10 protein-coding genes and 1 pseudogene are annotated in these 11,386 nt (G+C 71.5%); 1 reads left to right on the top strand and 10 read right to left on the bottom strand.

Annotation, left to right across the window (positions count from 1 at the left end; genetic code table 11):
- Positions 1 to 177 (bottom strand): annotated as a pseudogene (locus MQN93_RS14550) (DNA-directed RNA polymerase subunit alpha); the annotation flags it as partial.
- Positions 178 to 359: 182 nt separating this feature from the next.
- On the opposite strand from MQN93_RS14550, the gene MQN93_RS14545 reads away from it, so the two are divergent.
- On the top strand, positions 360 to 581 hold the full coding sequence (locus MQN93_RS14545) for a hypothetical protein (RefSeq protein WP_016436906.1): 222 nt from the start codon (positions 360 to 362) through the stop codon (positions 579 to 581).
- Between the two features lie 324 nt (positions 582 to 905).
- Here MQN93_RS14545 and MQN93_RS14540 read toward each other — a convergent pair whose 3' ends face one another.
- From MQN93_RS14540 to MQN93_RS14500, 9 genes are all read right to left on the bottom strand, one after another.
- Positions 906 to 1,628: a DNA-formamidopyrimidine glycosylase family protein gene (locus tag MQN93_RS14540; protein ID WP_242709784.1), complete on the bottom strand. Its 723-nt coding sequence runs from the start codon at positions 1,626 to 1,628 to the stop codon at positions 906 to 908.
- Between the two features lie 92 nt (positions 1,629 to 1,720).
- Complete coding sequence (locus MQN93_RS14535) at positions 1,721 to 2,608, bottom strand: carbohydrate ABC transporter permease (RefSeq protein ID WP_242709783.1); 888 nt, start codon at positions 2,606 to 2,608, stop codon at positions 1,721 to 1,723.
- Positions 2,605 to 3,567 carry a carbohydrate ABC transporter permease gene (locus MQN93_RS14530; RefSeq protein ID WP_278190794.1) on the bottom strand — a complete coding sequence of 321 codons (963 nt, stop codon included), beginning with the start codon at positions 3,565 to 3,567 and terminating at the stop codon, positions 2,605 to 2,607. The genes MQN93_RS14535 and MQN93_RS14530 overlap by 4 nt, the downstream gene beginning before the upstream one ends.
- Before the next feature lie 33 nt (positions 3,568 to 3,600).
- A complete protein-coding gene (locus MQN93_RS14525) occupies positions 3,601 to 4,929 on the bottom strand; it encodes an ABC transporter substrate-binding protein (RefSeq protein ID WP_016436910.1) in 1,329 nt (442 codons plus the stop codon).
- Positions 4,930 to 5,143: 214 nt separating this feature from the next.
- Positions 5,144 to 6,883, bottom strand: coding sequence for a copper resistance CopC/CopD family protein (locus tag MQN93_RS14520; RefSeq protein WP_242709782.1), 1,740 nt, complete (start codon positions 6,881 to 6,883; stop codon positions 5,144 to 5,146).
- Between the two features lie 146 nt (positions 6,884 to 7,029).
- Complete coding sequence (locus MQN93_RS14515; protein ID WP_242709781.1) at positions 7,030 to 7,791, bottom strand: SDR family NAD(P)-dependent oxidoreductase; 762 nt, start codon at positions 7,789 to 7,791, stop codon at positions 7,030 to 7,032.
- The gene (locus tag MQN93_RS14510; protein ID WP_242709780.1) at positions 7,788 to 8,261 is read right to left on the bottom strand and encodes a cupin domain-containing protein; all 474 of its coding nucleotides are present in this window, start codon (positions 8,259 to 8,261) and stop codon (positions 7,788 to 7,790) included. The genes MQN93_RS14515 and MQN93_RS14510 overlap by 4 nt, the downstream gene beginning before the upstream one ends.
- The gene (locus tag MQN93_RS14505; RefSeq protein ID WP_242709779.1) at positions 8,258 to 8,866 is read right to left on the bottom strand and encodes a GNAT family N-acetyltransferase; all 609 of its coding nucleotides are present in this window, start codon (positions 8,864 to 8,866) and stop codon (positions 8,258 to 8,260) included. The genes MQN93_RS14510 and MQN93_RS14505 overlap by 4 nt, the downstream gene beginning before the upstream one ends.
- A complete protein-coding gene (locus tag MQN93_RS14500; protein WP_242709778.1) occupies positions 8,859 to 11,366 on the bottom strand; it encodes a penicillin acylase family protein in 2,508 nt (835 codons plus the stop codon). The genes MQN93_RS14505 and MQN93_RS14500 overlap by 8 nt, the downstream gene beginning before the upstream one ends.
- Positions 11,367 to 11,386: the final 20 nt, after the last annotated feature.

Genomic DNA, 11,386 nt, shown 5'->3' with positions numbered 1-11,386 from the left:
AACGCCGTCGACACGGACGCTGGTGACGGCCGCACCCGGGATCGAGGAGAGGAGCGTGCGGCGAAGGGAGTTGCCGAGGGTGTAGCCGAAGCCCGGCTCCAGCGGCTCGATCACGAACCGGGAGCGGAACTCGTCGACGACCTCTTCGGTCAATGACGGACGCTGAGCAATCAGCACGGGGTATGGCCTCCAGTGTTTGGCGCCCGCTATGTGACGCCGTAGACACCTCGAAGGGTACGGGCGGTTCGGGCTCCGATGAGACCGAACCGCCCGACCGCACGGGCCCGGATCGTGCGGGAAAGGGGTTCGAGGATGGACGAGGCTGCCCCAGGGCCCTCCGTAGGCGCATACTGGGGGCGATGACAAGACCTGCCGCACCGAAGCGTCACTTGCCCACCAGCCCCTTCAAGGCCCCGGTCACGCCCGACCCCAAGCACTTCGCCACGGGCGACCGGGTCACTCACGACGTCCACGGCCTCGGCCGGGTCGTCGGGATCGAGGACGGAATCGCGGTGCTCGTCGATTTCGGGTCGTCGCAGATGCGGGTCCTGAGCCCGTACACCAAGATGACCAAGCTGTAGAACCGCCGTGCCCGGTCACGGCACGCCAGGCCCCTCGGGGACCTGAAAACCGAGGGAGCCCTCTCATCGATCCGACCTCGCTGTTCTCCGCCCTGGAAGGGCGCCCCAGCACCGCCGCGGCCTCGCCGCCTCCGACGACCGACCCCTTCCGGGCCCCGGACTTCGGGGAGGACGAGACCTTTTCGCTCGACGAGCCCCGGGGCGGCGCCGCTCCGGGCGGACACGTGACACGGACCCGAGTGGCCTAGGACCGCCGGGGCGCACGGCGTCCCAGCGTCCCGGTGTCACGACGTCCCGGCGTCCCGGCGTCCCGGCGTCACGGCGTCACGGCGTCACGGCGTCCCGGCGTCCCGGCGTCCCGCGAGGAGCCCTCTGGCAGTGCGGGCACCCCACCGCCGTACGGCCCGACATGCAGGTGCGGCGGAGTGGGGTGCCGCAGCGGGGGCAGCTCGGGTCGGGGTCGTCCCGGTGACCGGTGAGCCAGGAGGGACGTGGCGGGACGAGGCCCGCGCGGACCGAGCTGCGCAGGGTCCGGCGCATCTCCGTGTGCAGGCGACGGCGGTCGGATGCGGTGACGTCGCTCGCGCGGATGCCCGGATGCAGGCGGGTGCGCCACAGGATCTCGTCGGCGAGCAGATTGCCCGGGCCGGCCAGGACGGACTGGTCGGTGAGGGTGGTCTTGAGGCTGCCCCGATGCGTGCGCAGCGCGGTCTCGAACTCCTCGCGGCCGACCGTCATGGCGTCCGGGCCCTGGTCGGCGAGCAGTCCGACGATCTCGGCGTCGGTCTCGGCCAGCCACAGTCCGCGGAGTTTGCGCTGGTCGCGGTAGCGGAGCTGGTGCCGGGCGCCGAGGGAGAACAGGACGCGGTCGTGGGGCTCGACCGCGTCCTCGGGGTCCGCGCAGAGCAGTCGGCCCGTCATGCCGAAGTGCAGCAGCAGGGTGGGGCCGCCGGTGTGCGCGAGCAGCCATTTGCCGTGCCGCTCCGGCTCGGTGAACCGTCTGCCCTCCCGGGCCGTGCGCAGTCGGCGCACGCTCACCCCGTGCATGACGCTCACCTCGGCGACCTCGGCAGGGGGTGCTTCGGTTCCGTCACCGGGTACCCCCGCGGCGGATCCCGTACGACTGCCGAGGGCGTGGCTCAGCCCTTGTTGGCTCCCAGGGTCAGGCCGCTGACGAACTGGCGCTGCAGCACGAAGTAGACGATCAGGGTCGGGATCGCGGTGAGCAGGGCGCCCGCCGCGACCAGGTTGGGGTCGGTGAAGTACTGGCCGGAGAGGTTGTTCAGGGCCGAGGTGATCGGCATGTTCTCGCCGGTGGAGATCAGGACGATGGCCCAGAAGAAGTCGTTGTAGATCCAGATGGACAGCAGCGTCGCGAGGGCCGCCATCGCCGGCTTGCACAGCGGCAGCACGATCTGCCAGTACATCCGCCACACCGAGGCACCGTCGACGAGGGCCGCCTCGGTCAGCTCGTGCGGCAGCATGCGCATGTAGTTGCTCAGCACGAAGGCGCAGAAGCCGGACTGGAACGCCACGTGGATGAGGACCAGGCCGAGCGCGGAGTCGTAGAGCTTGCCGCTGGCCGTGACGCCCGGCAGGTCGATCAGCAGGTACATCCGGTACAGCGGGGTGATGATGACCTGCTGCGGCAGCAGGTTGCCCGCGGTGAACACCAGCAGCAGGAAGATGTTGAGCCGGAAGTCGAAGCGGCTGACGTAGAACGCGACCATCGACGACAACAGCAGCGTGAGCAGCACGGCCGGGACCGCGATGATCAGCGTGTTGACGAAGTAGTGCATCATGTCCGACTGCTCGAACGCGTTCTTGAAGTTGTCGAAGTTCAGCTTGTCCGGCCAGGAGACATAGCCCTTGTCGCTGGTCTCCGAGTACGGGCGCAGCGCCGCGAAGATCGCCCACAGCAGCGGGGCGAGCCAGGCAAGCGACGTGACGACGAGGAAGACGTGCAGCAGGATCCGGGCGGGGCGGACGGGCGTGCGCTGCTTGGCCACAGCGTCGGCGGTGCTCATGCCTGCCGCTCCTTCCGGAAGGTGGCGATCAGATACGGGATGATGACCGCGAGCGAGATGACCAGCAGGACGACGGCGATCGCGGAGCCGTAACCGATCCGGCTGGACTCGCCGATGATGTTGTTGGTGATCAGGATCGACAGCAACTCGGTGCCCTGGGCGCCCTTGTTGAAGACGAACACCAGGTCGAAGGCGCGCAGCGCCTCGATGATGGTGACCACCAGGACGACCGTGTTGGTCGGGCGCAGCGTCGGGAAGATGACGCTCCTGAACGTCTGCCACTCATTGGCGCCGTCCAGCGCCGAGGCCTCCCGCAGGGACGGGTCGACGCCCTTCAGGCCGGCCAGGTAGAGGATCATCATGTAGCCGGTGTGCCGCCAGGAGGCGGCGACCAGGACGGCCCACAGGTTCAGGTGGGGATCGCCGATCCAGTCGATGTAGTGGCCGGGCTTGTTGGCCCCGATGATGCTGTTGATCAGGCCGGTGTCCGGGTTGTACACGAGCTGCCAGACGAAGCCGGTGACCGCGAGCGAGACCACGACCGGCAGGAAGAACGCGGTCTGGTAGATGCGGGTGAAGCGGATCCGCTTGTCCAGCTGGACCGCGAGGAACAGGCCCATCGGCGTCGGGATCAGGATGAGCACGACGAACCAGATGATGTTGTGCTCGACGGCGGGCCAGAACTGCGGGTTGTCGCTGAACAGTTGCTGGAAGTTGTCCAGCCCCACCCACTTGATGGAGTCGAAGCCGATCCCGTCCCAGCTGGTGAAGGCCAGGAGGATCGAGGCGATGGCGGTGACCCAGACGAGGGCCACGTGCAGGACCGTGGGCACGCCCGCCATGAAGGCGAGCGTGATGCGGTCGCGGCGGGTCAGCAGGCGCTTGCGCCCCCGCGGTACCCGCTTGTCGTCGGGCGCACGGCCCGGAGGCGGCACGGCTGCCGCCTCCGGGCTCTTCATGTTCGTGTCGGTGGTCACTGTCAGTCGCTCGGCTCAGGAGGACGCGAAGATCGTCTTCTTCTGACGCTCGATCGAGGACAGCAGACTGTCGATGCCCTTCGGGTTCTGCAGGAACTTCTGCAGGCTGGGCTGCATCACCGTGGAGGTGAAGTCCGGGCGCGAGTCGCGGTCCATGAACTGCGTGAGGTTCTTGGCGTTGCCGATCATCTCGAACGCCTTCTTCTGCAGCGGGGAGTAGGACGCGGTGCTGGCCTTGTTGGAGGCGGCGACCACGCTCGGGTCGGTCTTGAGGTAGAGCTCCTCGGCCGCCGGGGAGCCGAGGTACTCCATGAGCTTCACGGCACCGTCGTGGTTCTTCGGGGACTTGCTGACCATGAAGCCGTCGGTGGGTGCCTCGACGGTGTCCTGGCCGTAGGCGGAGTTGATCTCCGGGAAGGCGAAGAAGTCGAGGTCGTCGAGGTCGGCCTTGTTGGTGAACTGCTGGGCCACGAAGGAGCCGAGGACGTACATGCCGGACTTCTTCGCCACCACGCCCTGCGCGGCGTCCTGCCAGGTGCGGCCCATGAAGCCGTCCTGGTGGTAGGGCAGGATCTCGGTCCAGTGGTCGAAGACGGCCTTGACCTTGGCGTCGGTCCAGGAGGCCTTGCCCTCCATCAACGACTTGTGGAAGTCGTAGCCGTTGAGGCGGAAGTTGATCTGGTCGAAGGTGCCCATCGCCGGCCAGGCGTCCTTGTCGCCGAAGGCGATCGGGACCAGGCCGTCCTTCTTCATCTGCTTGCACAGGGCGACGAACTTGTCCCACGTGGTGGGGACTTCGTAGCCGTGCTGCTGGAAGACGCTCTTGCGGTAGAAGACCGCCCAGGGATACGTGGTCAGCGGCACGAAGTAGTACTTGCCGTCCTCGCCCTTGCTGAGCTGCTTCATCGCGTCGGGGAAGTTGCCGCCGATCTTCTCCCACACGTCGTCGATCGGCGAGGCGAGCTTCTTGGCCGCGAAGAACTGCATGCGGTAGCCGGCGAACCAGGTGAACACGTCGTCCGGCGTGCCCTGCAGATACGAGTTGATCTGCTCCTGGAAGGTGTTGTGGTCCTTCGTGTTGACCTTGACGGTGATGCCCGACTGCTTCTTGAACTGGTCGAAGACGGACGCGTACGCCTTCTTCGGCACCGCGTCCGAGCCGTTGGAGCCGAGGCTGACGGTCTTGGGGTCGGACGAACTGCCGCTGCCGCCGCAGGCGCTCAGCAGAGGCACACCGGCGCCGGCCAGGAGGGCGGCGCCGCCCACTCCGCGCAGCAGGCTGCGCCGGGAGGGGGAGGGGAGCTCACTGGGAGTGGGGAGACCCGAAGGGGAGAGGTCTGACATAACGGCTCCTGAGGGCAGGGTTTCGGTCACAGCTGCGCCATGTCGAAAGAAGTCGAAACCGACCAGAAATCAACTCGACCGAACATCGTGGCGGTAATAACAGCCCCATATCCGGTCATCGGTCAATAGCTGCCCTAGAGCTTTGTGGAAACGTAACCGACACACTTGTGATCGTTGCGTTCGAGGACCCGAACATACGGCTACGTAAGGTGCCTTACTGGATGCGCACGTCCTTGCGCACCGTCACCTGGTCGATGTCGGTCGTGCGGACCGTGACGTTCATGGTCCAGGTGCCCGCGATCGGCAGCGTGAGGTCGCTGGTGCCCCAGTAGCCGCCCAGGTTCTTCAGCTTGGCGTCGAGCGGCCCGACCTTCTGGTCCGGGAGGCTGAGGGAGAGGCGGACCTCGGGGACGGCGACGATGCCGCCGTCGGGGCCGAAGACCACCGCCTGCACGGAGTTGTCGCCCACCCGTCCCGGGTCGATGGTGATCTGCACCCTCCCGCGGCCGTTCGGGGTGCCCACGTCGAAGGGCACGTCGGTGACGGACGCGACGGGCAGCCCGCCCGCCGTCGCCGGCCGCTCGGCGGCCTCGGCCGCGGCGCGGCCCGGGAGCGTGCCGCCGAGGACCGTCGTGATGACCAGCACCACGACGCCCACGGCCACTTCGGCGAGGACGGAGCGACGCAGATTGCGGCGCCCGTCGTCCCCGCCCGCGGGCCCGGCGGGTTCCTCCGCGGCGGCGGACGGCGGCCCGCCCACCGGCTCGGGCACCCGCTCCCGTACGACCGTCCGCGCGTCCGCGCCCACCAGCCGCGCCGTCCACCGCCGCGAGAGCCCCGCGGCGGCCAGCAGCAGCACCACGGCCGCCAGTTTGGCGAGCAGCAGCCTGCCGTACGTCGTCCCGGTGAGCTCGGCGAAGGAGCCGAGGCCGCGCCAGGACTGGTAGACGCCGGTGACGACCAGGACGGTCACACAGGTGAAGGCGACACGGGAGAAGCGGGCGACGGCCGCAGCGGGCAGTTCGGTGCGGCGCAGCAGGATCAGCAGCGCCACGAGGCCGCCCAGCCACAGGGCCATCGCCAGCAGGTGCAGCACCGTGGACGCGATCGCGAGCGGCACCTGGACACCGGCCGACGCATGCTCGGCGGCGGCCCAGGTGAGGGCCAGCGCCACGGCCAGAACGGCACCGGCGGCCAGTACCGGCCGCGACCACTGGGTACGTTTGCGCAGGCGCACCGCGAACACGGCGACGACCAGCAGCAGGGCGATCCGCGCGAGCAGGAGGAGCCCCGGACGGCCCGTGAGGGTGCGGCCGAAGGCGTCGGCGTCGAAGGCGGTCGCGGGGGCCGTGCCGTTCTCGTACGGGGCGCGCAGCACCAGCAGGACCACGGCGGTGCCCAGCAGGGTCCACCAGCCCGCCACCAGCGGCCTGCGCAGCGGCCCGCGGTCCGCCGGCCGGCACAGGGCCACGAAGGCGGCCGCGCCGATGAGCAGCGCGACGGCCAGGTAGGCGAGATAGCGGGCGATGTTGAACAGGCTCCTGGTCGCCGGGTTCTCGGTGGGGCCGGTGCCCACCGTGGCGACGGTCGCGGAGGGTTTGCCGACGGAGAAGGTGAACGCGCCGCCCACCGGGTGGCTGTCCGCCGAGACGACCCGCCAGGCCACCACGTACGTGCCCTCGGCGAGGTTCTCCGGCAGCGTCACGGAGGCGGTGTCGGAGCGGCCCTCGGCGTGCCGTGCCTCGCCGGTGTGTACCCGCCGGTTGTCGGGGTCGAGGACGCGGAGGGAGTCGTCGAGCAGGCCGACGGACTCGGTGAAGGTCAGGGTGATGTGGCGGGGGGCCGACTTGAGGACGGCTCCGTCGTCGGGGTCGGTGCCTTTGAGGGCGGCGTGCGCCGACGCGGGTCCCGCCCCGCCGAGGACGAGCAGGACCAGCACGGAGCCCAGCAGCACCAGCCCTTGAAGCCCTCGGCGCCGGACGGGTCCGCGGACTCCCCGACGCTCTCGCCGTCCGGCCTGTGCACCGTCACACCCCACGTGGTCGCTCCGTAGTCGTCCTGCACCCTTCCGGATACGTACGGACACGGGCCGCCGTGTGCTCACCACGTGGGCCGGGCCGTCACCCCACCGTCCACCACCAGGTCGTGCCCGGTCACCCAGGAGGCGAGCCGTGAGGCCAGGAACACACACGCGTCCCCGACGTCCTCCGGCCGCCCGAGCCGCCCGAGCGGGGCCGCCGCCCGCCAGCGCCGCACCCCCTCCGGCCAGGCCTCCTCCAGCCTGTCGCGATGGATCAGTCCGGGCGAGACGGTGTTGACGCGGATGCCCCACGCGCCGTACTCCAGGGCCGCCGCCCGGGCGTGCATCACGACGGCCGCCTTGGAGGCGCTGTAGTGCGCGTGCAGGGCCGCGGGCTGCCGTCCCTCGATGGAGGCGATGTGCGTCACGCTGCCGCCGCGCCCGCGCATGACCTCGGCGGCGGCCTGCGTACAGGCGAAGACGCTGGAGAGGTTGGTGTCGACGACCGCCCGCCACTCGCCCGCCGTCATCCCGGGCAGCTCTTGGGTCGGCTGCACACCCGCGTTGTTGACCAGCGCGTCGAGGCCGCCGCCGCCCCACTCCGCGGCCTCCCCCACGACCCGCCGGCAGGCGTCCTCGTCGGTGAGGTCGCCGCGCAGGACGACGGCCCGGCCGCCCGACTCCTCGATCCGCGCGGCCGCCTCCCGCGCCGGTCCGGCCGCCGCCGTACGGCAGTGCAGTGCGACCGCCGCGCCCTCCTCGGCGAACCTGAGCGCGATGCCGCGTCCGATGCCGCCGCCCGCGCCCGTGACGAGGGCGACCTGTCCGTCGAGAAGTCTCATGGCCGCGACAGTTGCAGAATGTGGGCGGCCCGGTCCGGATACCGCGCGGTGAGCTCGGCCGCGTCCCCGTGCTCGTAGCCCTCGAAGGTGAATCCGGGCGCCATGGTGCAGCCGAAGAACGTCCACGCCCCGCCGCCGGTGACCCGTCCGCCCATCCAGGTCCCGGCGGGGACGGTGAGCTGCGGGTGCTGGCCGCCGAGGACGTCCGGGCCGAGCACGGCCGTGGTGGAGGTGCCGTCCGGAGCGAGGAGCAGGAGTTCGAGCGGGTCGCCCAGGTAGTGGTGCCAGATCTCGTCGGTGGGCAGACGGTGCAGGGCGGAGAAGTCGCCGGCCGTCAGCAGGGCGACGATCGCCGTCCCCTCGGGCCGTCCGTCGGGCCGCCCGGGGCCCGCCCACGTCCGGCGGTACAGACCGCCCTCGCGCGGGATGGGCTCCAGGCCGTAGTGGGCGACGAGGTCTTCCGGGGTCACCCGGGGAAGGCTACCTTCCGCCGCAGGAACGCCAGTTGCGCCTTCTTCTCGGGCAGCTGCACGTCCGGGAGGTCGACCTCGGGGAGCACCACCGCCGGACCGGCCTCGAAGCCCTGCCGGAGGAAACGGGCGATGGCCTTCTCGTTGCGCACGTCCGGGTCGACGACCACGCGCCGCCGGTCCAGCACCTGCAGGACGTAGGAGGCGACGGCGGTCAGCAGCGCGGACGACCAGCCGGGACGCGGACCGTCGGCCCCCGCGGGCGCGATCAGCAGATGGACGCCGATGTCGCCCTCGCGCACCTCGTAGCACTCGCCGACGCGGTCGGCCGCCGGCTCGTAGGTCTGCAGCAGCGCGGCCGGTGTGCCGTCCTTGACGACCAGGTGGGCGTGGTGGGTGTCGAGGGTTTCCAGGTGCGCGTAGACCTCCTCGACCTGTGCGGGGGTCAGGCCGCGCATGCCCCAGAATTCGGCCCGTTCCTCGCTCACCCAGGTGTGCACCACGGGAGCGTCGGCGCGGGCGTCCAGGGGCAGGACGCGGACGGTGCCGAAGCCGTCGACGCGCTGTTCGTGGACGGCGGTGCGGTCGGCGTAGGGGTCAGACATCGCTCTCCTTGCGCAGCCGGTCGAAGTCGGTGACGACCGGGACGAGATCCCCCTTGAGCCACAAGGGGAGTTGATCACGGTGGTGGGGCGAGCCGGGCACCCCGGACGCCCCGAGCGGCACCACCCAGCGGCTGTCCTCGCGCCGGGCCAGGTCCCACACATAGCGGGCGGCCGGACCACGCGCGGCCAGGTCGGTCAGACCGGGCACGGCGGAAGTGCACAGCACGCAGTCGTGGTCGCCGGACAGGCCCGGTTCCTCGTACGAGGTGGTGGTCAGCGCCCGCCAGGGGGCGAGGCGGTGGGTGTCGCCCCAGGTCCCGGCGGGCGGCTCGGCGACCACCTCCTCCAGTGCCGCCCGCACCGCCTGCGGCCGGTCGACGCCGTACAACTCCTCGGCCCGCAGCAGGTGGTGGAGTGCGAAGGCGATACGGGGGAGCAGGCCGAGCCAGGGGAGGAAGACCTCCGGGTAGGCGGGCGGGACGGCCAGTGCGGTGAAGGCGGGGTGTGCGGCGAGCTGCCGTACGACCGCGCCGCGCACCGCCGCGTAGCAGGCGGCGCCGGTGCTGCCGGCGTCCATGCGGCGGTCCCAGCCGAGCAGACGCTCGCGCAGGGCCGCGGCCTCGGGGGACAGGTCGTCCAGGGCGGCGACGAGGTCCAGCAGGGGTCCGGCGGAGGCGAGATGGGTGTCCATGTGGATGCCGGGCATGTCGCCGGGCGACCACTGGTCCTTCCCGGCCAGCAGAGCGGCGATCCGGTCCGCGCGGTGGGGCGCGGCGAACTCGACGCCGAGCGGGGACGCGAGGCCGCGCTGGTTGGCCATCACGGCGACACCGCCCCGCACCTCGGCCCTCGGCGTCCGCTGCCTGCCCCGCCACTCGTGCCCCGGCTCCCAGGCGGGCACGAGCCGTATCCGATTGACCCGCGCCCTCTCGGGAACCCACCCGGCGACCCGGTGCAACAGCCCGCCCTCGGTGTCGGCAGCCACCACCACATTGACCGGCTCGACCCACAGCCCGAACGCCCGATCCACGTCGCCAACCCGCCGCGCCCGCAGAAGCGAAAGCAACGCACCGAAGCCGAGGTCACCGGTGACACGGGGCGGGTAGCGCAGGGCGAGCGCTAGGGGGACGACGGGGGCGGCGGTCTCCTCGGTCCGTTCCGCCCCGAAGGTCGCGTCCGTCCCAGGTGGCTCGTCCGCCCCGACCGGCGCGTGTGTCCCGAAGGGGGCGGCTGCCTTCTCGGCCTGTTCCGCCCCGAAGGTCGCGTCAGTCCCGGGTGGCCCGTCCGCCCCGGGGGCCGCGTCCGCCCCGGGGGCCGCGTCCGCCCCGGGGGCCGCGTCGGTCCCGGGGGCCGCGTCGGTCCCGGGGGCCGCGTCGGTCCCGGGGGCCGCGTCGGTCCCGACCGGCATGTCCGACCCGAGCGGCGTGCCCGACCCGGCCCGCGTGCCCGACCCGAGCGGCGCGTCCGCCCCAGGGGTCGCGTCCCTCCCGACCGGTGCGTCCACCCGGAGGGACGCGTCCGCCCCGGCCGCCACCCCCGTCACAACCGCCGCGTCCCTCTCCGGCACCCCGCCCTCCAGCCCCTCCGGTCCGCCCGCGATCACTGGTCCCCGTTCCGTTTCGATCACTTCGAGCTCGACCGGGTGTGGTTCGCCGGCCACCTCGACGTGCTCCACGTGCCGGTGGGCCCGTCGCCATGCCCCGTCGGGGTCGAGGGCCTCCACGCCCGCTCCGGTGCGTCGGAGTCGTTCGCGGTAGAGGTCCTGGTAGTCGGCCATGGCGTTGGTGATGGCCCAGGCGACCGTGCCGGTGTGGCCGAAGTGGGCGATGCCCGGGATGCCGGGGACGGCGAGGCCGACGACGTCGAACTCGGGGCAGGAGAGATGGATCTGCTGGTAGACGCCGGGGTCCTCGATGAAGCGGTGCGGGTCGCCGGCGATCAGGGCGTGGCCGGTGGTGGTCCGCTCCCCCGCGAGCAGCCAGCCGTTGCTGCCCGCGCTGCCGGGCCCGTCCGTGGCGAACAGCCCGACCGCCGACGGCCCGAGGTGCCGTAGCGCCTCCTCGCGCCAGAGCTTGGCCGGGAAGCCCGCGAAGAGGATGTGCGTGGCGAGCCAGACGGCCAGCGGGGTCCAGGGCTGCCAGCGGCCCGGGGCGAGACCGGCGCGCCCGAACTCCGGGGCGGTGGTGGCGGGCAGCTCCGCGTTGACGCCGTCCACGTACGCCCGGACCCAGTCCGCCGTCTCCGGGTCGCCCTCGACCAGCGCCGCCCAGCAGCGGCGGGCGGTGTCGTCCAGGCGGGCGCGGCGGGCGAACAGGTCCCAGGGCAGGGCGTCCGCGCCGAGGAAGGACGCCGAGGTGCCCTGCGCCCGGTGCCGCTCAACCTCCAGCTGCCAGGCCCGGTCGCGGGCGGTGACGACGCCTTGGGCGCGGGCCAGTTCACGGACGCTGCCGGCGCGCAGGTGCGGGATGCCCCAGGCATCTCTGTGGATCGCGGACGTCACCCTGTAGCCCCTCTGCTTTT

The sequence above is a fragment of the Streptomyces spinosisporus genome (genome assembly GCF_022698145.1).
GTDB classification, from domain to species: domain Bacteria; phylum Actinomycetota; class Actinomycetes; order Streptomycetales; family Streptomycetaceae; genus Streptomyces; species Streptomyces spinosisporus.
This window is presented reverse-complemented; position numbering and strand designations above follow the sequence as displayed.